The organism is Streptomyces sp. iso_384 (assembly GCF_056172905.1).
This window is the reverse complement of the sequence record NZ_JBWBTT010000001.1, coordinates 6444007-6464389: the sequence shown is the minus strand read 5'-3', so window position 1 is coordinate 6464389 and position 20383 is coordinate 6444007. Positions and strand designations below refer to the sequence as shown.

The window sequence follows — 20383 nt, the reverse complement described above, 5'->3', positions numbered from 1 at the left end:
GGCCGAGCGGGTGCGCCCGCTCGCGTCGCGCGGTGGGCCGGTCGGTCAGTTCGCGGTGCCGCAGGGCCCGTCGGCCTTGATCTCCTGCACGGCCGGGGCCAGGGCCGAGAGCACGGCCGAGGCGTCGATGCTCTCGTTGCGGATCCGGACCTGGACGCCGGGGTCGCGGCCGTGGGCGGCGAACATCCTGGCGGTCCGGTCGTCCGCCGGCTTCTGGGCGACCCAGCCCACCCCGCCCTCGTCGGTGCACTCGGCGCCGGCCTCGGGCCCGGGCATGCCGCAGTACAGGATGATGTCGCCGCCGGACCCCCAGGCGGCCGCGCCGGTCACCTCCGACGTCTCGATGTCGTATCCACCGAGCTCGCCGGGGAGCTTGCCGGTGAGCGTGCCGCACACCGGACTGCCGGCGAAGGGCGGCTTGGTGAGGTTGTAGCCGTCGCCGCTGCCGCAGCCGGCGAGGACAGCCGTACAGACGGTCAGAGCGGCCGTGAGGCGGGGCGCCCCACGTGTGTTGCTGGTCAACGTGTTCCCCCGTGCGGGTGATTTGTCGGTCGGTACGGAAAACTACCGTCCGGCGCCGCACCGGCCTCGCGGAGGACGCCTTCCGGGCCGTCCGCCGATCCGTTAACAGGCAGGCAACTCGGCCGACGTCACTCCGATATACGGACGCTCCATGCTGAACAACGTACGGCCGTGCGGGTGCCGTGGACCGGCCGGAGCGTCGTCTTGTCGCTCCGGCCGGTTGCCCGCCGCCTCCGTCCCGCCTCGCCCCGTGCTGCCCGCCGCCTCCGTCCCGCCTCGCCCCGTGCTGCCCGCCGCCTCCGTCCCGCCTCGCCCCGTCCTGCCCGGCGAGCGCACTTGTTCATCCGTTCGGGGCAATGGAGTATCGCCGGGTGACACTTACACGGGGAGCAAGAATCACCGGCGCCGTTCTCTGCGCGGTGCTGGCACTACTGACCATCGCCTGGATCGTGCGGGACATCCGGGCCGCCGACGGGCCGGGACCGGTCTGGGACTACTGGGCGGGCACCGCGGACCTCCGGGACGCGCTGCGGCCCACCACCTCGTCCACCAGCCTCGTCCTGCTGGTGGCCTACGTCGCCGCCGCCGTCGCGGCACTCCGGTCCGCCTCGGCCGCTTCGGTTCTGATCGTCACCGGCGTCGTCACTTTCGCGCTGCGGCTGCCCGGCGTCTGGATGGTCGCCGACGCCCCGGCCCCGGAGGAGCTGCGCGACCGGGCCCTGCTCACCACGTACGCCGTGCTCGCCGCGGCGATCGGCCTCATCGTCGCCGGGGCCGCAGGCCGGAGCCCCGTGCCGGAGGGCGAGCAGCGCCCCGCCGGACCCGGACGCGGCGCGGGGGTGGCGGCCTTCCTGCTCCTCGGCTTCCAGGCGGTGGTCTTCGCCGGCTGGGAGATCCGGCAGCCCTTCGTCTATCCGTCCGAGCTCTACCCCGCGTGGTTCATCGGCGGGAAGCCCCTGAACACCCCGCTGACCGAGGGCCCGCCCGGCTGGGTCGGCGGGGTGCTCATCCTGATGCTCCTGGTGGCGGCCGTCGGCGCGGTCGCCGGGGCGGCCCACGCACGACCGCTCGGCCTGATCGCGGGCGGGTTCATGCTCTCCTCCGGCGTCCTGGGCGTGGCGCGCATCGTCCACTACGAGATGTACGAGCAGTTCCTCGACATGGAATTCGAGGCGCAGCTGAACATGCTGAGCTCCGTCTTCTCGCTCGTCGTCGCGCCCATCGTGCTCATCGTCCTCGCCCTCAAGGGCAGCCCCAGGACCCCCGGCGGCTCCCCGGGCCCGTGGGGCGGCTCCGGCCCCTGGGGCGTCCAGCCTCCCGGCCACCCGCCCGCCGCAGGCCCCGGCGTGCCGCCCCAGGCCCCCGGTCATCCGCCCGCCCCCGCCCCCGGCTTCGGGCCTCCGCAGGGCGGCGGGTTCGGGCCGCCGCCCTCCTCCCCGCCGCCGCGCTGGTGAGCCGGTGACGGGGAGTCCGGGGCGGGCCGGGCGGGCGGGGCTCAGGCCCCGGTCAGCCCCAGCGACCGCTTGAGGAAGTCCACCTGGAGCAGGAGCAGGTTCTCCGCGACCTGCTCCTGCGGCGTCATGTGCGTCACCCCGCTCAGCGGCAGCACCTCGTGCGGCCGCCCGGCCGCCAGCAGCGCCGAGGACAGCCGCAGGGCGTGCGCGACCACCACGTTGTCGTCGGCCAGACCGTGCACGATCATCATCGGGCGGACCTCGGCGGCGGGCTCGGAGAGGCCGTCGTCGGTGAGCAGCGAGTTGTACGCGTACACCTCGGGCTGCCGCGCCGGGTCACCGAGATAGCGCTCGGTGTAGTGGGTGTCGTAGAGCCGCTGGTCCGTCACCGGGGCGCCCACGACCGCCGCGTGGAAGACGTCGGGCCGCCGCAGCACCGCGAGCCCCGCCAGATAGCCGCCGAAGGACCAGCCGCGGATCGCCACCCGGGAGAGGTCGAGCGGGAAGCGGTCCGCCAGCCCGTGCAACGCCTCGACCTGGTCCTCCATGGTCAGCACGAGGTTGTCCCGTACGGCCTTCTCCCAGGCGGGCGAACGGCCCGGCGCGCCCCGCCCGTCCGCCACGACCACCGCGAAACCCTGGTCCGCGAACCACTGCGAGGTCAGGTGCGCGTTGTGGGCGGCGACCACCCGTCGGCCGTGCGGACCGCCGTACGGGTCCATCAGGACCGGAAGGGGACCATCCGCCTCCTGGTAGTCCGAGGGGAGCAGTACGGCGCACGGAATCCGCCGTGCGCCCCCCTCGGTGAGGGTCACGCGGGCGGCGAGCACCGGTTCCTGGGCGAAGCTCGCGATCCGGGTCAGCCGCTTGCCGTCCCGCACCACCCACGCGGCGGCTCCGGGCTCCTCGGGAACGGCCGAGACCACCACCGAGAGACCGCCCGAACGGACCGCGGAGTGCACACCCACCCCTTCGGAAATCCGCTCGATTCCCAGCTCGTTCACCCGGTACACATGGATCTGCCCGATCTCCGGCTCGACCGCGTCCTCACCGGCCCCCGCCGAGACCAGGATGTCCGACTCGCCGATGTCCAGCACCGACTGGACGTGCAGCTGCGCCCCGGTGAGCAGCCGGTCGCCGACCGCCAGCACCCGCGCGCCGCCCTCGTCCACGATCCGCACCAGCCGCCCGTCCGGCGCCCACGCGGGCACCCCGGGGAAGAGATCCAGCCACACCGGGTCCTCGTCGACATGGACGATCCGGGTCGCACCGGTCTCCGGGTCCACCGCCAGATACTGCTGACTGCGCTGGTCACGGGCCTGCACCAGGAGCAGCGGGGCGCCCGCGGAGGACCAGTGCACCTGGGCCAGATACGGGAACGCGGCCCGGTCCCAGACCACTTCCGTCCGAGCCCCCGCCAGGTCCATGACGAAGAGCCGCACCTCGGCGTTGGGCGTGCCCGCCGCCGGATAGGCGACCTCGGCGGGCCGGCGCTCCGGGTTCGCCGGATCGGCGATGTACCACCGCTGTACGGGGCTGTCGTCGGCCCGCGCGACCAGCAGCCGGTCCGACTCCGGCGACCACCAGAAGCCGCGGTAGCGGTGCATCTCCTCGGCCGCGATGAACTCGGCCAGACCGTAGGTGACATGGGAGTCCTCCGGCTCGGCCAGTGCCCGGTCCTCCTCGCCGCCCGCCGTCACGACCCGCAGCGCGCCCTTGGCCACGTACGCGATGTGCCGGCCGTCGGGGGAGGGGCGCGGGTCGATCACCGGGCCCGGCACCGGCAGCGCCCGCGCGGTCCCGGCCCGCAGCTCGGCCACGTACACCTTTCCGGACAGGGCGAACGCCGCCAACTCCGCCGCCGCGTCCACCGCGTAGGAGACGATCCCCGAAGAACCCTCCCGGGTCCGTTCACGCCGGGCCCGCTCCTGCGCCGACAGCTTCTCCGCCGAACCGCCCAGCAGGACCTCGGGATCGGCGGCGACGCGCTCCTCGCCGGTCGCCGGGTCGTGCACCCAGAGCCGGTTGGTCCGGTCGGTTCCGGACGTGGACCGGAGGAAGATCACCCGTGTCTCGTCCGGTGAGACGGTGAAGGCGCGAGGTGCGCCGAGAGTGAAGCGCTGGGTCCGTGCTTGCTGGCGGGGAAAGGACAGCTTCTGCGAGGTCATGGCTCCGAACCTAGACCCTCCGGCAGTCGGGGGGTGGGTGAAGGAGCGGGGCTGGGTGCGTGCGGCTGCAAGGCGGAGGACCGAGGCATGGCGGAGCCGTGGTGATGGACGACAACGCGGCAGATGCGCGTGCCCGGCCCCGTGACGCCGCCCCCGATCGCCGGAGGGTCTCAGCCCCGAACTCGGCCGCGCGGCACGGTTCGTGCGCCCCTCGTGCTGCTGTGCCCCGATCAATGCGTTGGCACGGATAGTTATGATCCGTAGCGCTCGGTGGGTAGGAACCTGCTGACTCCGCGTGTGCTCCCGTTCCGACCGTACTGATGGAGGTGAACCGCCGTGGCGCTCTCGATTTCGGCGGTAGTGCTGCTGGCGATCATCGTCTTCCTGCTGATCCGGAAATCCGGACTGAAGGGAGGACACGCGGTGGTCTGCATGCTGCTCGGGTTCTACATCGCGAGCTCGTCCATCGCGCCGACCATCTCCGATCTGACGACCAACGTGGCGGGGATGATCAGCAGCATCAAGTTCTGACCCGGGCTGCGAGCGGCGGGCGGCGAACGGCGGGCGCAGGGGCGCGGGGGCACAGGGGGCCTCCGGGCTCGTAGGGTGGTCCCCATGAAGGACCTCCCCGCCCGCCGTCTGCTGCTCGTGCACGCGCACCCCGACGACGAGTCGATCAACAACGGCGCCACCATGGCCAGGTATGCGGCCGAGGGCGCCCACGTCACCCTGGTGACGTGCACGCTCGGCGAGGAGGGCGAGGTCATCCCGCCCTCGCCGGCTCGCCTCACCGCCGACCGGGACGACGTGCTCGGTCCCCACCGGGTCGGCGAGCTGGCCGCGGCGATGAAGGAGCTCGGCGTCGCCGACCACCGCTTCCTCGGCGGAGCGGGCCGCTACCGCGACTCCGGAATGATGGGCGCCGAGCAGAACGGCCGCCCCGGCTCCTTCTGGTCCACCCCGGTGGACGAGGCGGCGGCCCACCTCGTCGAGGTGATCCGCGAGATCCGCCCCCAGGTCCTGGTCACCTACGACCCGGACGGCGGCTACGGCCACCCCGACCACATCCAGGCCCACCGCGTCGCGATGCGCGCCGCCGACCTGGCCGCCGACCCGGCATACGGCTCCGGCGCACCGCACACCATCGCCAAGATCTACTGGAACCGGGTGGAGCGGACCGTGCTGGAGGCCGCCTTCGACCGCCTCCGCACCACCGCGCCGGACGCCTTCCCCGGCATCGCCGCCGTGGACGACGTCCCGGGCGTGACCGACGGGGAGCGGATCACCGCGGAGATCGACGGATCGGCGTACGCCGGGGCGAAGTCGGCGGCGATGCGCGCCCACGCCACCCAGATCGCGGTCGACGGCCGTTTCTTCGCCCTCTCCAACGGCCTCGGCCAGCCCCTGCTGACGTCCGAGTACTACCAACTGGTGCGGGGCGTACCGGGCGGGTCCGGGGGCGCGCGTGAGGACGACTTGTTCGCGGGCCTGCCGGACGCCACGGGCGCCGCAGGCTCCAGGGGAGCCGCTGGAGGCACCGCATGAGCGGGAACACCGGCAAGAAGGGCCGCGAGCGCGCGCAGTCCGCCCGCGCGTCGCTGCGCAACGCGCCGCCCCGGCCGCCCGAGCGGTCCACCGGCCTCCTCGCGCGTCCGAACCCGGTCCGGATCGCCGCCTACTTGGGCTTCGGCGTGCTCGGCGTGCTCGTCGCCATCGCCGGAACGCTCCTCCAAGCCGCCTGGTTCCCGGGCGGGTTGATCATCGCGCTGCTGGCCTGCGCGGGCCTCTTCCACGGCGGCCGGATCCTGGTGGGCACCCAGCTCGGTGCGCTCGCCCCGGCGGCCGGCTGGTTCGTCACGGTCTTCCTTCTGCTGAGCGGTACGCCGGAGGGCGACTACGTCTTCGGCGACGAACTCGGCCTGGCGCTCTTCGTCCTCGGCGGGACGGCCGCCGCTGTGATCTGCGCCACCACCTCCAAAGTGCCGCAATCAGCCATCCGCAGCGGCCGGTCCGGTACGTGAAGTGCCAAGTCCGGGTCCGTCGCGACCCCCACAGGTGTGATGCAGGGGTGGAGGTTTCCCCCGGTCGCGGAGTGTCCGACGGCGGCGGCCAGTATGGTGGTGCGCGCGCCGAGCCGTCCCCTGGCCTGCGGCATGGGGGAAGTACGGGCGGCGGAGCCAATCGGGAGAACCTGCTTTGAGTCGTGAAACTGACAGTTCGTCCTCCGGGCCCCAGGGGCGCGGCGGAGCCGCGTACCCGTCGGGTACGCCGCCGTACGGATCCCGCCAGTATCCGTCGCTGCACCCGTCGCAGGACGGCTCTGACGAGAACCCGGAATCCGTGGATCCGCCCCGGCCCGAGGAACCGAAGACCGAGACGACGCTGACGACGCGCATCCGGATCAACATCCCCGGGTCGCGTCCCATCCCGCCGGTCGTGATGCGTACGCCGATGGCGGAGAGCGACATCGCCGGCGGCCGTTCCGACGCGGAGCGCACCGGCGCCACCCCGCGCCCCGGCACGCCTCCGTCGGCACCCGCTGCCGGAGCCGGAAGCGGCTCGGGTCCCTCCGGCCGTTCCGTCCGTTCCTCCGCGGGCCCGGACGGTGGAGCGCCCGCGGACCGGTCCCGGGGCGGCGGTCCGGCCGCCGACCCGACGCCCGCGGAGAAGCCGGCCCGGGAGAAGAGCGGCAGCGACTGGTTCGCCCCGCGCAAGGCTCCGGCCGGCGGAGCGGGAGCAGCCGCTCAGGGCACCGGTGCGTCCGGCGGCCCCGGTGGCGCGCCCTCCGGCCCCGGCGGGCCCGGAAGCGCTCCGGGCGCGGGCGGCCCGGGAGCCGGTGGCCTCGGCGGTCCCGGTGGCCCTGGTGGTCCCGGAGCCGGAGGCCCAGGTGGTCCCGGTGGGGCATCCGGCGGTGACGCGGGCCGCCCGCGTCCCGACCTGCCGTACTTCTCGGACGCCCCGCAGTCCGGCGGCGCTCCGGGCGGCCCCGGCGGCAGCGCGCTCGACGCCTTCGGTGCCGATGCCCCCGGCCCCGGGGTGCGGACGCCCGGTCCGTCCGGCCCCACCACGGGACCGGTCACCGGCACCTCCTCGCTCACCCCGAACCTCGACGGTGTCCCCGGCCTCGGCGGCCCCGGCCCGATGGTCCCGGGCGTCCCCGGCGGCGTACCGCCCCGGATGTCCGACGACACCCGAGGCGTACCGCCCCGGATGTCCGACGACACCGCGATCCTCACGCCGCAGGCCCCGGCGCCCGAGCCCGGCCCCGGCGGCCATGTCTCGGGCGACACGCTGACCAGCGGCATCCCCGTGGTGCCCAGCGAGCCCCGCACCCCGTTCCCGGGCGGTCCCGGCACTCCCGGCGGCCCGGTGGCGGGCGGTCCCGGCGGTCCGGGCGGACCCGGTGTTCCCGCGCCCGGTCCCGCCGCCCCGCGTCCGGCCCAGCAGTCCGCGGCGGCCCCGGCCCCCGCGAAGAAGGGCCGCTCCAAGCTGGTCCTGCTCGGGGTGGCCGCGGTCGTGCTGCTCGGCATCGCGTACGGCGCGGGCCTCCTGCTGAACCACGCCGAGGTCCCCAAGGGCACCACGGTGCTCGGCGTCGACATCGGCGGCGGCACGAAGGAGGAGGCGGTCGCCAAGCTCGACGCCGCTCTCGGCGAGCGGGCCAAGAAGCCGCTCCAGCTGTCGGTGGACGGCAAGGAGGAGCAGCTCGACCCGGCAAAGGCCGGTCTCACCCTGGACAGCCAGGAGACCGTGCGCAGCGCGGCGGGCAGCGACTACAACCCCGTCTCGGTGATCGGTTCGCTGTTCGGCGGGGAGCGCCCCGCCGACCCGGTGATCCCGGTCGACGAGGAGAAGCTCGGTGTGGCGCTGACCGACCTGGCGGGCGTCTCCGGCTCCGCCAACGACGGCACCATCCGCTTCGAGCCGAACAAGGCCGTGGTGGTGCCGGGCAAGCCGGGCAAGACGCTGGACGCCGGCCAGTCCCTGATCTCGGTCCGGGACGCCTACCGCGCCCAGGTGCAGACCGGGCAGGAGCGGCTGGTCGAACTCCCCGTCACCACCAGCGAGCCCACCATCACCAAGGCCGAACTGGACCGGGCGATGAGGGAGTTCGCCGAGCCCGCGATGTCCGGTCTGATCACCATCAAGGCCGGTCCCAAGCAGATCCAGTTCGGCCCCGCCCGGTCGCTGCCGCAGATCCTCTCCATGAAGGCCGTGGACGGCCGGCTGGTCGACGTCTACGACAAGAAGGCGATCGACACGCTCCTGGACGGCGTCTTCGACGGCATCATGGCGGTCAAGGGCGACGGCAAGAAGCACCAGGTCGGCCCGGACGACGTGGCTCAGGCGATGAAGACCGCCCTGGCCGGGAAGACCCCGGCCGAGCGCACGGTCACCATCGACCTGACCGGCCAGGGCTGACGCCCCGGCAGCACACCCGCTCCACCCCTCCGCCCCCGCCCGGGAACGTCTCCGGCCGGGGGCGGAGTCGTCGGCGGCCACCTCACGTCCGCCTTCCAGGGCGCGGCCTGTCCGGCCTCAAGTCGATCGCCGACGGCGAACCGCCCGGCGGCTCGGCCCGTACGTTCGTCGACAACCGGGACACCGAGCGCAACGGCTCCACCCTCACCTACAAGGACGGCGCGGCCCACACCCCGGCCAACGTCCTCGTGCTCGCCTCGTCCTACGGCTCGCCGAACGTCTTCTCCGGCTGCACCTGGTCCGACAAGGACGCGGGCCCGCTCAACGGCGGCGCGGCGGACTGCGGTTCCGACGTCTGGACCTGCGTCCACGCCCAGCAGACGGTCGCCGGCACGGTCGCACCTGAGGCCCGCCGTCGGACAGCGGAGCGGGGCCCGGCGCTCACCAGCAGCCGGACCCCGTGGGAGGCATCGGGAGAGCGCTCTCTCGATGCGGTGATGTTTCCCTGGTGGACTTGTACGCGTCAAGAGGTGTGCATCAGGAGCCTCGGGAGTTGCCGCTGGATCCAACAACTGGCCGTGGGTGCGGCCACATTGACGGTTCCGGCGGGACGGGCGCGCTCCTTGGCTTCAGAAGCTGATGCCGTGCCTGGCCGTCGTGGTGGGCGTCGCCGCGGTCCTCGCGGTGGACAGGCGGGCGCGCCGCCCGCGGGGGACCATGGGGCCATGGGTTCCCCCGCCGGTCCGCAGCGCCCTCCTCGCGAAGCCGATCAGATCAAGGTCTGGTTCCGCTTCGTCCCGCGCGAGGACTGGCCGCCGTACGACACCGAGGGGTTGTGGGCGACGCGGCTCGGCCCGGACACCGCGCGGGTGGACAACGTGCCCTTCCTCCAGGACGGGGTCGCCGAGGGCGAGACCGTACGGTTCCGGACGGACGACGACGGGGTGCACTGGGCCGTCGGCCGGGTGGCGGAGTCGGGCAACTGCACGGTGCGGGTGCTGCCGGTGCCGGACGGTCCGCTCGGGCACGACGCACAGGCCGTGCACGAGCGGCTCGCCGGCTTCGGGCTCACGGGCGAGGTCTTCAGCGCCGCGTTCCCGCTGGTCGCCCTGACCGTGCCCGGCGGCGCGGACCTGCGCGGGGTCAAGGCGCTGCTGGCCCGGGGCCGGGACGAGGGCTGGTGGCACTTCGAGGTCTCGTGCGTCACGGACGCCTGGCGGGCGGCGTAGCGCACGGGGGCGCGGGTGCGTGGAGCGCCGGGGGGTTACGCCTCCGCCTCGCCGATCTTCCGGATCACCCGGGCCGGGTTGCCGACCGCCACCACGTTCGCGGGCAGGTCCTTCGTGACGACCGCCCCCGCGCCGACCACCGTGTTCTCGCCGATGGTCACCCCGGGGCAGACGATCACACCGCCGCCCAGCCACACGTTGTCGCCGATGGTGATCGGCTCGGCGGCCTCCCACTTGGCGCGGCGCGGCTCCGGTTCGACCGGGTGGGTCGGGGTGAGCAGCTGGACGTTCGGGCCCATCTGGACGTCCGCGCCGATGGTGATACGGGCGACGTCCAGGAGGACCGCGCCGAAGTTGATGAACGTCCGGGGGCCGATGGTGGTCTGGTATCCGTAGTCGACCCGCAGCGGCGGCCGTACCTCCACGCCCTCGCCCACCTCGCCGAGGAGTTCGGCCAGGACGGCGCGCCGGGCCTCGGGGTCGGCGGCCGACGCGGCGTTGTAGTGCTCGCTCAGGACGGCCGCGTGCAGCGCCTCCGCAGCCAGCTCGGGGTCGTCGGCGATGTACGGCTCGCCGGAGAGCATGGCTTCCTTCTGGCTGGGCCTGGCGTTGTCGCTCATGTGGTCTCTTCCGTGCGGGGCGTGCGGGATGTGCCGGACGTGAGGGGGTGCGGGGCGCTCGCGGTGAGCGAGCCATCGGCTCCAGCGGTCCGTCCCAGCAGTCTGCCCCCACCGCCACCGGATCGATCACGCAGCCCCGGCGCCAGCGCCAGCGTCACCGCCACCGAGAGCCCCGCGACTGCCGCCATACCCGTCGCGGGGGAGGTCAGCTGGGCGATGCCGCCCGCCACGGCCGCGCCCACCCCTTGCATCGCGAGCATGCCCGAGCTGCTCAGCCCGAGCGCCTGGCCGCTCAGCTCCTGCGGGGTGAGGGCGACGAGCCGTTCCTGGAGCAGCAGACTCGCGGCGAAGCCCACGCTCGCCAGGACCACCACCGCCAGTGCGAGAGGCAGCCCGGGCCGCAGGGCGAAGAGAAGATAGGGCGCGGCCAGCAGCAGCCGCAGCGGAGCCCCCAGCCTCGCCCGCCACCGTGCCGTGACGAACCGCCCGACCAGCGTGTCCCCGGCCAGCATCCCCAGGGCCCCGGCGGCGAAGAGGAGCCCGGCGTGCCCGGGCGCGTACGCCACGTACAGGGACTCGCAGCCGACGACGAGCCCGTTGGGCACCCACAGCGCCAGGAACACGTACCGGCGCGGCGTGGACGACCAGAGCAGCGCGTTCGTCCGGTGGGTCTCCCGGACCGAGGGGCGGCCGGCGGCCCGGGGCGGCCTGGCGGTCAGCCCGAACCGGGTCACGGCCGCCGCGACCGCGTACAGGGCCGCCCCGATCAGCAGGGTGCCGCGCGCCGAGAACACCGCCACCAGCAGCCCGCCCACCGCGAACCCGCAGATCTGCATCGCGCCGCCCGTCATGTTGAGCACGGAGCGGCCGAGCAGGAACCCCTCGCGCGGGACGATCTCGTTGAGCAGGCCGTACCGTACGCCGCCGCCCGGTGACGCGACCGCGCCCACCACCAGCAGGACCGCGAACGCGGCCCACAACGGCAGCCCGGGCGCGGCCTGGACGCAGGTGGCCCCCGCGGACAGCAGCGCCAGCGCGGTCAGCGCGGCGCGCGGCGGCAGCCGGTCCGCCGCCGACAGCAGGGTGAGCGCCCCGGCGACCTGGGCCAGCGACGGGCCGAACATCGCCAGCGCCGACAGCAGCGGTGAGCCGGTCCGCGCGTGGACGAGGGTGCCCAGCGCCAGGCCGGTCGCGGTCTGGGCGGCCGTCTGCACGGAGACGGCCGCGAAGAAGGGGGTGAACTCCGGGGTCCGGAACAGTTCGCGGTAGGTGCGCATGGTGCGGAGTCTGCGGAGGCCGCCGCCGGGGCCGTTACTGTTTCGCGCGGACGCGAAAGTGTGGGGCGGGGCGGCGGGGCTGAGGTCCGCTGGCCGGTGGGGCCGGTGGGGCTGGTCGAGGCGGGCGGCAGGCGGAGAACAACGGGGCGGTGGGGCGTGTGGGCTGGTGGCAGGTGGGTGCGGACACGCTCGCGAACAGCCGGTTCGTCGTCTCGCCGCTCGCGGAGACCGTCGCGAGCCTGATGGTCCTGGAGCGGGCCACCGCCGCGCACCCGGGGGAGCGCGCCTGGCTGGAGACCCATCTGCCCGCGTACCGCCGGCGGACCGCCGAGGAGCCGGTCTCCGCGCTGGTGATCCGCTCCGCCCTCGCGCCCCGCTGGACCGCCGACTTCCTCGTCCCCGCGCCCGACCCCGCCCCGCCCGGCCGGCCCCCGCCCTCCTTCGCCGAGGAGCTCGCGCGGATCCGGGCCACCCCGCCCGGCCGGGCCCGCGCCGAACTGGCCGAGACGCTGCGCGGGCCACTGCCCGCCGCGCTGGACCGGGACGACCTGGCCGAGCGCGCCGCCGACCTCGTGGAGTGGGTCTGGACGCACACCGTGCTGCCCGACTGGCCGAGGCGGCGGCGGATCCTGGAGGCCGATGTGATCGCCCGCGCCGCGCAGCTGGGGAGCGGCGGCTGGGCCGAGGCGCTGAACGGCATGCGTCCCGGCGTCCGTTGGCTGGGCGGCAGCCGGCTCCAGATCAACACCCACGACAACCCGCCCCGCGAACTGGGCGGCGCGCAGCTGCTGTTCATCCCCGTCACTCCGTACCGGTGCTGGGTCTGCTGGGACATTCCGTACCGGTACGGGCTGGTGTACCCGTGTTCCGGCGCGCTCGTCGAGACCGGACGCGGGCCCGCGCCCGCGGCCCTGGGCGCGCTGATCGGCCCGGCGCGGGCGGCCGTCCTGGTGCTGCTGGCCTCTCCGCTCAGTACGACGCAGCTCGTCGCGCTGACCGGCCAGGGGCTGGGCTCGGTCGGCCGCCATCTGCGGATCCTGCTGGACGCCGGGTTGGTGCGCCGCCGCAGGGCGGGCCGCTCCGTGCTCTATTTCCGTACGGAGGCGGGGGACGTGGTGGTGCGCGGAGCGGGCTGACGCCGCCGGTGCGCGGGGCGGGCCGAACGGACCGGTGCACGGAACCCGTTGACGGGCGCTGGAAGCGCCCCGCGCACGCCCCCGGCCGCTCCCGGGCGCGCACCCGTCCGCAGCTGGGCGATCATCACCGGCGCATCGGTGAGCGGTGTGCTCCGCATGCCCGGTGCGCATGTGCGCGCATGTACGAGTCGTGACAACAGTGACTATGGGCACCCCTCGTCGTTGTGACAACTTCTCTCTCGCCGCGAACGAACCGAGCGAGGGGATCTGCGTGAATCCGGAGTACGCCGCGTACTGCCAGGCGGACCGCCGCTTCTACGACGCACCCCACCGTTCCCTCGGACCGGACGGGGCCGTCGGTGAGGAGCGCTCGTTCTACCCGGCCGTCCGTGGCCCCGCCCCCGAGGGGTGGACCCGCTCCCGGCGCGGCGACTGGCTCGCGTACAGCCCCGACGGGCTGCGCCTGCCGCCACAGGGCTGGAAGATCCATGTCTCGGCCGCCCTCGACAACGCGTCCGGTGTGCTCGACCGGGTCATCGCCCACTGCCTGGAACACCGGCTGGCCTTCAAGTGCATACCCCACCCGGGGCTGCTGGCCCTGCGGAACGCCAAGTACGCGGACCGGGCGGGCAGCGGCAAGTTCATCACCGTCTACCCGCCGTCCGACGAGGCGTTCCCCGAGGTGTGCACCGCCCTGATGGGGCTCCTCGACGGCGAGCACGGCCCGTACATCCTGAGCGACCTGCGCTGCGGGAACGGTCCCGTGCACACCCGGTACGGGGCGTTCGCCGCACGCTTCTGCTCCGGCCCGGACGGGCGGCCCGTGCCCGCCGTCGCCGATCCGCAGGGCCGGCTCGTCCCCGACGACCGGGGCCCGGCCTTCCGCGTCCCCTCCTGGGTGACCCCGCCCGGCTTCCTGATGCCGCACCTGGAGGCCCGCGCCGCCGTGGGCCTCGCGGACCTCCCGTACACCGTGGAGAAGGCGCTGCACTTCTCCAACGGCGGCGGGGTCTACCTCGGCCGCGACACCCGCACCGGCGAGCAGGTCGTCCTCAAGGAGGCCCGTCCGTACGCCGGTCTGGCCGCCGACGGGGCGGACGCCGTGGCCCGGCTGGAGCGGGAGAGGACCGCGCTGGAGCAACTGGCCGGGCTGGACTGCGTACCGGCCGTCCGGGACGTGTTCGAGGTCGGCGACCATCACTTCCTGGTCCTCCAGTACATCCCGGGCACCACCCTCAACACCGTCTTCGCCCGCCGCTTCCCGCTCGCCCGGCAGCACCCGTCGGCCGAACTGCTCGCCGAACACGCTGACTGGGCCGAGGAGTTGTACGGGCAGGTCGAGCGCGCCGTCGAGGCCGTGCACGCCCGGGGCATCGTCATCAGCGATCTGCACATGAGCAACGTCATGGTCGACGAGGAGGCCTCGCGGATCGTCCTGCTCGACTTCGAGGCCGCCTCCCCGGCCGCCGAACGCCGCCGTCAGATCGTCGCCAACCCGGCCTTCGTCGCCCCGCCCGACCGGCGCGGCCCCGACATCGACCGCTATGCGCTCGCCTGTCTGCGGCTCGCCCTGTATCTGCCGCTCACCACGCTGTTCGGCATCGACCGAACGAAGGCCGCCGGGCTGGCGCGGGACATCGCCCGCGTCTTCCCGGTCACGGAGGAGGCGCTGCGGCCGGCGGTCGCGGAGATCCTGCGCGACCCGGGGGAGCCCGCCGCCAGGCCTTCGGCCAGTGCTTCCGATACCGGTTCTGTACCTGCTCCCGTACGTGCTCCCGGTTCCGGTTCCGGTGTCGTTCCCGGCCCCGGTGACTGGCCGCGCAGCCGTGACGCGATGGTCCGGGCCATCACCGCCTCCTGCACACCGGAGCGCGAGGACCGCTGTTTCCCCGGGGACATCGCCCAGTTCGCCACGGCCACCGGCGGCCAGTCCTTCGCGTACGGCGCGGCCGGCGTGCTCTACGCCCTCCACGAGACGGGCGCCCCGCCGTGCGGACCGGCCGAGGACTGGCTCCTGCGGCACGCCAAGGACCCGGCGTCCGGCAGCCCGCTCGGCTTCTACGACGGACTCACCGGCATCGCCTGGACCCTGCACCGGATCGGCCGCACCGCCGAGGCCGCCGACCTCCTCCGGATCATCCTCGACCAGCCGCTGGAGGGCCTCGCGCCCGGCCTCCACAACGGGTACGCGGGCATCGGCCTCGCCCTCGACGACCTGGCCCGCACCGCCCGCGCCGCCGACGCCCCGGCACTGTCCGCCGCCGCGGCCCGCTGCACCGCCCTCGCCGTCCGCGCGCTCGTCGACGGTCCGCCGTCGCCCCGCACCGGACTGCTGCACGGCGCGAGCGGCATCGCCCTGCTGCTGATACGCCGGTACGCGACCACCGGCGACGCCGCCCTGCTCGGCCTGGCGGCCACCGCCCTGCGCCGCGACGTGGAGCGGTGCCGGGCCGGGGACGACGGCGAACTCCTCGTCGTCGAGGGCAAGCGGCTGATGCCGTACCTCGGTTCGGGCAGCGCCGGCATCGCGGCCGTCATCGACGCCTACCTCGCCCACCGCCCGGACCCCGTGCTCGAAGCGGCGGGCCGCGCCCTCCTGCCGGCCGCGTGCTCCGCCTTCTACGTCCAGCCCGGGCTGCTCCGCGGCTCGGCCGGACTCCTGCTGCACCTCGCGGCCACCCCGCTGTGCGACGCGGCCGACCGGGCACGCGCGACCGCCCGCCACACCGAGCTGCTGGGCAGCCACGCCGTGGCGTACGGCGACGGACTCGCCTTCCCCGGCGAGCAGTTGATGCGGCTGTCGATGGACCTGGCCACCGGGACCGCGGGCGCGCTCCTCGCCCTGGGCGCCGCGTCCGGGCGGCCCACCGGACTGCCCTTCCTGCCCGCCGGACTTCCTGTCCCGCCCGCCGCTCCGGCGGCGCACCCCGGCCGCGCGAGCGGCCCCACGGACCGGCCCCGCCAGGGGTCGTCGGACCGGCCCCACCCGGGGTCGCTCTAGCACCACCGCCCAAGCACCACCAACCGTCCCCGAAAGGACACATCATGGCGCTTCTCGACCTCCAGGCGATGGACACCCCGGCCGAGGACTCCTTCGGCGAGCTCGCCACGGGCAGCCAGGTCTCGCTGCTGGTCTGTGAGTACAGCTCCCTCAGCGTGGTCCTCTGCACCCCGTGACCCGCTCCGGCCGGCCCACCGGTGATCCTCACCGGTGGGCCGGCCGGCCACGTGCCCGCAGGAACAGGAAAGGCGACCCCGTGCGGCAGCACCCTCGCCCGGGCACGGCGTCCGCCGCCGGCGCCCGGCGGCTCGCCCGGCTCCACCCGGCCGCCCTCCTCGGGCTCCTCCTCTGCTCCACCGGCGGGGCGCTCGCCGCCCTCGCCCTGCCCGCCGCCCTCGGCCACACCGTCGACCGGCTCGTCTCCGGCGGCCCCGTGCCCTGGTCCTGGCTGCTGCTCTGCGCCGCCCTGACCCTCGCCGAGACCGGGTTCGACGCGGCGGCCGCCGTGACCGGCACGACCACCACCGCCGAGCTCACCGCGTCCCTGCGCACCCGCACCGCCGCCCGGGTCCTGGCCGCCGAACCCCGCCGCGCCCTCGCCCTGCCCACCGGCGACCTCACCGCCCGGCTCACCGCCCGCACCGCCGACGCCGCCGCCGCGCCCGTCACCGCCGCCGGAGCCGTCCCGGGCGTCCTGCTCCCGCTCGGCGCGATCGTCGGGCTCCTCCTCATCGACGCCATGACGGCGGTCGCGCTGCTCCTGGGCGCACCCCTCCTCGTCGCGCTGCTGCGCACCTTCACCCGCCGGACCGCCGACGCCGGGGCCGACTACCAGCGCGCCCAGTCGCTCATCGCCCACCGGCTCACCGAGGCCCTGGAAGGCGCCGACACCATCCGCGCCGCCCGCACCGCCGCCCGCGAACACCGCCGCGTCCTGGAACCCCTGACCGCGCTCGCCGAACACGGCCGACGCACCTGGACGGTGTACGGGAGGGCCGTCGGCCGCAGCGGGCTCCTGCTGCCCCTGCTCATGCTGCTGGTCCTCGCGGTCGCCGGACTCCGGCTCGGCGCGGGCGCGATCGGCGTCGGCGACCTGGTCGCCGCGTCCCGCTACGCGAGCCTCGCCGTCGGCATCGGCGCGCTCACCGGTGCGCTCGGCTCCCTCGCCCGCAGCCGCGCCGCCGCCCGGAGCCTCGACCCCCTCCTCACCCTCGCCCCGCTGCCGCACCGCGGACTGGGCCCGGTGCCCGACGCCCCGGGGCACCTCGAACTCCGGGACGTCGGCGTCGAGCAGGACGGCGGCCCGCTGCTGACCGGCGTCCACCTCACCGTCCCCGGCGGCACGTCCCTCGCCGTCGTCGGGCGCTCCGGCTCCGGCAAGTCGCAGCTCGCCGCGGTCGCCGGGCGGCTGCTCGACCCGGACACCGGCAGCGTGCTGCTGGACGGCGTGCCGATGGACGCCATGGAACCGGCCCGGCTGCGCCGCGAGGTGGCGTACGCCTTCGCCCGCCCCGCCCTCCTCGGCACCACCGTCGAGGACACGATCGCGTACGGACCCGGGACCGCGTCGCCCGAAGCCGTGCGCGAAGCCGCCCGCGCGGCCCGCGCCGACGGGTTCGTCGCGCTGCTCCCGTACGGCTACGCGACCCCGGTCGCCGACGCCCCGCTCTCCGGCGGCGAACGCCAACGCCTCGGCCTGGCACGCGCGTTCGCGCACCCGGGCCGGCTGATGATCCTGGACGACGCGCTGTCCAGCCTCGACACCGTGACCGAGCACCACGTCCGGCGCGCCCTGGACGCCCGGGCCGGCCGCTGCACCCGGATCATCGTCGCCCACCGGCTCTCCTCGGCCGCGCGGGCGGACCGGGTCGCCTGGCTGGAGGACGGCCGGCTCCGCGCGACGGGCCGCCACGACGAGCTGTGGGCCGACCCGGACTACCGCGCGGTCTTCCGCGGCACCCCACCGGACGAGCACGCGGAGCGGGCCGGAGCGAAGGCGGAGACCCGATGACGGACGACGAGACACGCTCCGGACGTGCCACTCCACGCGAGCCGCACCCCCACCACGCCGCCCCGCACGACCCCCCGAGTGACGCCCCACTCCGCCGGGTCGTCCGCGAGGCGCGCCCCTTCCTGCGGGCGCGCACCGGCGTGATCCTGCGGCTGGCCGGCTGGTCCCTGCTGGAGTTCGCGCAGACCTTCCTCAGCGGGTACGGCACAGCCCGCGCGCTCGACGACGGCTTCCTCGCCGCCCGCCCGCTGACCGGTCTCCTCTGGCTGGCCGTCGCCGCCGTCGCCGTGCTGCCCGCCGTGCTCGCCGCACGCGGTGTGTTCGGGCGGCTCGCCGACCTGGTGGAGCCGCTGCGCGACGGGCTGGTCCGGCGCGCCGTGTCCCGGGCGATGTCCGGCGCCCTCGCCCACCCGTCCGGCGACGTCAGCACCCGGTCCCTCTCCCAGGTCACCCATCAGAGCGAGATCGCCCGCGACGGCTGGGCCGGCCTCGTCCTGACGCTGCGCTCGTTCGTGTTCACGGCCGCCGGGGCCGTCACCGGCCTGCTGGCCCTCTCGCCCGCCCTCCTCCTGATCGTGCTGCCCCCGCTCGCCCTCGGGGCCGCCCTGTTCCTCGGCACCCTGCCGCCGATGGCCGCCCGCCAGCGCGACTACCTCGCCGCCGACGAGGCGTACGCCGCCCACGCGGGCCGGCTCGCCGCCTCCGTACGCGACATCGCCGCCGCCGGAACCGCCGGGCTGACGGTGGCCGAGTCCCGGACCCTCGCCGGGGCCCAGCTCGCCGCCTCCCGCTCGCTGGCCCGCTGGTCGGCCGTCAGGGTGCTGGCCCTCGCCGTCTGCGGCCGGTTCCCTCCGCTCCTGCTGCTCCTGGCCGCGCCCTGGCTGCTGCGGAACGGGCTCACACCGGGCGCGCTGGTCGGCGCGCTGACCTACCTCACCCAGGCCCTCGCCCCCGCCGTCCAGGCGCTGATGACCATGCTGGGCACGGTCGGCGGCCGGCTCGTCGTGGTCCTGGACCGGTTCACGGACGCCCCGCCCCCGCCCGCCGATGACCCGCCGCCGCCCGCCCGGGCCGCCGCCCCGCCGCCGCGCGGCACCCCGGTCGCCGAACTCCACGAGGTCACCTTCGCGTACGGGCCCGGCGCCCTCCCCGTCCTGGACCGGCTCTCCCTGACGATCGGGGCGGGCGAGCACCTCGCGGTGGTCGGCCCGAGCGGCAGCGGCAAGTCGACCCTGGCCGCCGTCCTCGCCGGGACCGAGCGGCCGACCGGGGGAGCGGTGCGGTGGCGGGGGCGGCCGGCGCGCCCGGCCGACGCCACCTCCGTACGCGTCCTGCTGCCCCAACACGCCCATGTGTTCAGCGGCTCGCTGCGGGACAACCTCCGCTACCTCCGGCCCGGCGCCCGCGACCGGGAGATCGCGGCGATGGCGGACGCGCTCGGCCTGGACGCGCTGCTCTCCCGGCTCGGCTCGCTGGACGCGGTGCTCGAACCGGACCGGCTCTCGCAGGGCGAACGGCAGCTCGTCGCCCTGGGCCGGGCCTACCTCGCCGCCCCGCCGCTGCTGATCCTCGACGAGGCCACCAGCCGGCTCGACCCGGCCGCCGAGACCCGTGCCGAGCTGGCGTTCGCCGCGCTGCCGGGCGCGCTGGTCGTCGTCGCCCACCGGCTCAGCTCGGCCCAACGCGCCGAACGGACCCTGGTGATGGACGGCCCGCGCACCCGGTGCGGCACCCCCGCCGAACTCCTGCGCTCCAGCGCCCTCTACCGGGACCTGGCCGGCTTCTGGGACCGGGAGCAGCCGGAGGAACCGGAAGCGCCGAAAACGACGCACGGCACGAAACACGCCGAGGGGCACGGCCAGGGGCGCGGCATCAGATCCACCCCGCCTCCTTCGCCCGTCTGATCGCGTCCAGCCGATTGCGCGCCCCGGACTTCCGGATGGCGGCGGCCAGATAATTGCGGACCGTCCCGGGTGTCAGATGCAGTCGAGCGGCGATTCCGGCCACGGTGTCACCCCCTTCGGCCATCGAGAGCACGCTCAATTCCCGCGGGGACAACGGCATGTCGGCCACCTGCAGCAGGCTGAAGGCCAGCGACTCGTCGATATGCCGACCGCCGTCCGCCAGTTTGTGCATCACCTCGGACAGGTCGTCCACCGGGCGGTATTTGTCTATGTAGCCGAGCGCCCCCGCCTCGTACGCCCGCCGCAGCCCGCGCGGCCGGTCGCTGCGGGTGAGCACGGCGAGCGGACACGGCCCGCCGTGCGGTGCGGTCATCGTCCTCACCTCGTCCAGGACATCCAGTGCGCCCGGACAGTCGAGGTCGGTGAGGAGCACATCGGGCCCGGGCCCGCTCAGCGCGGCGCGTATCGCACCGTGTTCGGCGGTGCGGACCTCTATGCCCCGCCCCGTGCCGAGGAGCGAGGCCAGCGAAGCGCGCCACAACGGCACGGTGTGGACCAACAGCACGGTCGTCATCGATCTGCCCCCTGGTTTCTCTTCCGGCCCGCCGGACGCGGAATGCGACGGGCTGTACGCATCCG

The 20383-nt window shown here is 74.9% G+C and carries 16 protein-coding genes; 11 read left to right on the top strand and 5 right to left on the bottom strand.

What is annotated here, in order from left to right; translation table 11 throughout:
* Positions 1–45 precede the first annotated feature (45 nt).
* The gene (locus AC0VY3_RS28895) at positions 46–522 is read right to left on the bottom strand and encodes a DUF3515 family protein (protein WP_475550936.1); all 477 of its coding nucleotides are present in this window, start codon (positions 520–522) and stop codon (positions 46–48) included.
* Positions 523–941: 419 nt separating this feature from the next.
* On the opposite strand from AC0VY3_RS28895, the gene AC0VY3_RS28890 reads away from it, so the two are divergent.
* Positions 942–1976 carry a hypothetical protein gene (locus AC0VY3_RS28890; RefSeq protein ID WP_242741825.1) on the top strand — a complete coding sequence of 345 codons (1035 nt, stop codon included), beginning with the start codon at positions 942–944 and terminating at the stop codon, positions 1974–1976.
* A 41-nt stretch (positions 1977–2017) separates the two neighbouring features.
* Here the strand turns inward: AC0VY3_RS28890 and AC0VY3_RS28885 are convergent, their stop codons facing one another.
* Positions 2018–4144, bottom strand: coding sequence for a S9 family peptidase (locus tag AC0VY3_RS28885; protein ID WP_475550935.1), 2127 nt, complete (start codon positions 4142–4144; stop codon positions 2018–2020).
* 336 nt (positions 4145–4480) lie between these two features.
* Between AC0VY3_RS28885 and AC0VY3_RS28880 the strand changes: the two genes are divergently transcribed.
* From AC0VY3_RS28880 to AC0VY3_RS28860, 5 genes are all read left to right on the top strand, one after another.
* On the top strand, positions 4481–4675 hold the full coding sequence (locus tag AC0VY3_RS28880) for a hypothetical protein (RefSeq protein WP_010063247.1): 195 nt from the start codon (positions 4481–4483) through the stop codon (positions 4673–4675).
* Positions 4676–4759: 84 nt separating this feature from the next.
* Complete coding sequence (mshB, locus tag AC0VY3_RS28875; protein WP_103507341.1) at positions 4760–5689, top strand: N-acetyl-1-D-myo-inositol-2-amino-2-deoxy-alpha-D-glucopyranoside deacetylase; 930 nt, start codon at positions 4760–4762, stop codon at positions 5687–5689.
* Positions 5686–6165, top strand: coding sequence for a DUF6113 family protein (locus AC0VY3_RS28870; RefSeq protein WP_475550934.1), 480 nt, complete (start codon positions 5686–5688; stop codon positions 6163–6165). The genes mshB and AC0VY3_RS28870 overlap by 4 nt, the downstream gene beginning before the upstream one ends.
* Positions 6166–6340: 175 nt before the next feature.
* The gene (locus AC0VY3_RS28865) at positions 6341–8566 is read left to right on the top strand and encodes a peptidoglycan binding domain-containing protein (RefSeq protein ID WP_475550933.1); all 2226 of its coding nucleotides are present in this window, start codon (positions 6341–6343) and stop codon (positions 8564–8566) included.
* Between the two features lie 725 nt (positions 8567–9291).
* On the top strand, positions 9292–9795 hold the full coding sequence (locus AC0VY3_RS28860; RefSeq protein WP_103507317.1) for a DUF4265 domain-containing protein: 504 nt from the start codon (positions 9292–9294) through the stop codon (positions 9793–9795).
* 35 nt (positions 9796–9830) lie between these two features.
* On the opposite strand, the gene AC0VY3_RS28855 is transcribed toward AC0VY3_RS28860, so the two are convergent.
* Both AC0VY3_RS28855 and AC0VY3_RS28850 read right to left on the bottom strand, forming a co-directional pair.
* Positions 9831–10415, bottom strand: coding sequence for a sugar O-acetyltransferase (locus AC0VY3_RS28855; protein ID WP_103507313.1), 585 nt, complete (start codon positions 10413–10415; stop codon positions 9831–9833).
* Positions 10412–11692, bottom strand: a complete 1281-nt coding sequence (locus AC0VY3_RS28850) for an MFS transporter (RefSeq protein WP_103507314.1) — start codon at positions 11690–11692, stop codon at positions 10412–10414. Before AC0VY3_RS28850 ends, AC0VY3_RS28855 begins: the two co-directional genes overlap by 4 nt.
* Positions 11693–11850: 158 nt before the next feature.
* On the opposite strand from AC0VY3_RS28850, the gene AC0VY3_RS28845 reads away from it, so the two are divergent.
* The 5 genes from AC0VY3_RS28845 (at position 11851) to AC0VY3_RS28825 (ending at position 19744) form a co-directional block, all read left to right on the top strand.
* A complete protein-coding gene (locus tag AC0VY3_RS28845; RefSeq protein ID WP_475550932.1) occupies positions 11851–12828 on the top strand; it encodes an ArsR/SmtB family transcription factor in 978 nt (325 codons plus the stop codon).
* Positions 12829–13099: 271 nt separating this feature from the next.
* Entirely contained in the window at positions 13100–15829 is a 2730-nt protein-coding gene (gene lanKC, locus AC0VY3_RS28840) for a class III lanthionine synthetase LanKC (protein ID WP_475550931.1), read from the top strand.
* A 44-nt stretch (positions 15830–15873) separates the two neighbouring features.
* A complete protein-coding gene (locus AC0VY3_RS28835; protein ID WP_003966507.1) occupies positions 15874–16005 on the top strand; it encodes a SapB/AmfS family lanthipeptide in 132 nt (43 codons plus the stop codon).
* An 80-nt stretch (positions 16006–16085) separates the two neighbouring features.
* A complete protein-coding gene (locus tag AC0VY3_RS28830; protein ID WP_475550930.1) occupies positions 16086–17840 on the top strand; it encodes an ABC transporter ATP-binding protein in 1755 nt (584 codons plus the stop codon).
* Positions 17837–19744: an ATP-binding cassette domain-containing protein gene (locus AC0VY3_RS28825; protein WP_475550929.1), complete on the top strand. Its 1908-nt coding sequence runs from the start codon at positions 17837–17839 to the stop codon at positions 19742–19744. Before AC0VY3_RS28830 ends, AC0VY3_RS28825 begins: the two co-directional genes overlap by 4 nt.
* Here the strand turns inward: AC0VY3_RS28825 and AC0VY3_RS28820 are convergent.
* The gene (locus AC0VY3_RS28820) at positions 19713–20318 is read right to left on the bottom strand and encodes a response regulator transcription factor (protein WP_103507014.1); all 606 of its coding nucleotides are present in this window, start codon (positions 20316–20318) and stop codon (positions 19713–19715) included. The genes AC0VY3_RS28825 and AC0VY3_RS28820 overlap by 32 nt on opposite strands.
* Between the last annotated feature and the right edge of the window lie 65 nt (positions 20319–20383).

Excerpts from the sequence above, each read along its gene's own strand:
- AC0VY3_RS28835 (WP_003966507.1), top strand. The coding sequence starts at position 15,874 with ATGGCGCTTCTCGACCTCCAGGCGATGGACACCCCGGCCGAGGACTCC.
- AC0VY3_RS28825 (WP_475550929.1), top strand. The coding sequence starts at position 17,837 with ATGACGGACGACGAGACACGCTCCGGACGTGCCACTCCACGCGAGCCG.
- AC0VY3_RS28855 (WP_103507313.1), bottom strand. The coding sequence starts at position 10,415 with ATGAGCGACAACGCCAGGCCCAGCCAGAAGGAAGCCATGCTCTCCGGC.
- AC0VY3_RS28860 (WP_103507317.1), top strand. The coding sequence starts at position 9,292 with ATGGGTTCCCCCGCCGGTCCGCAGCGCCCTCCTCGCGAAGCCGATCAG.
- AC0VY3_RS28885 (WP_475550935.1), bottom strand. The coding sequence starts at position 4,144 with ATGACCTCGCAGAAGCTGTCCTTTCCCCGCCAGCAAGCACGGACCCAG.
- AC0VY3_RS28870 (WP_475550934.1), top strand. The coding sequence starts at position 5,686 with ATGAGCGGGAACACCGGCAAGAAGGGCCGCGAGCGCGCGCAGTCCGCC.
- AC0VY3_RS28850 (WP_103507314.1), bottom strand. The coding sequence starts at position 11,692 with ATGCGCACCTACCGCGAACTGTTCCGGACCCCGGAGTTCACCCCCTTC.
- AC0VY3_RS28820 (WP_103507014.1), bottom strand. The coding sequence starts at position 20,318 with ATGACGACCGTGCTGTTGGTCCACACCGTGCCGTTGTGGCGCGCTTCG.
- mshB (WP_103507341.1), top strand. The coding sequence starts at position 4,760 with ATGAAGGACCTCCCCGCCCGCCGTCTGCTGCTCGTGCACGCGCACCCC.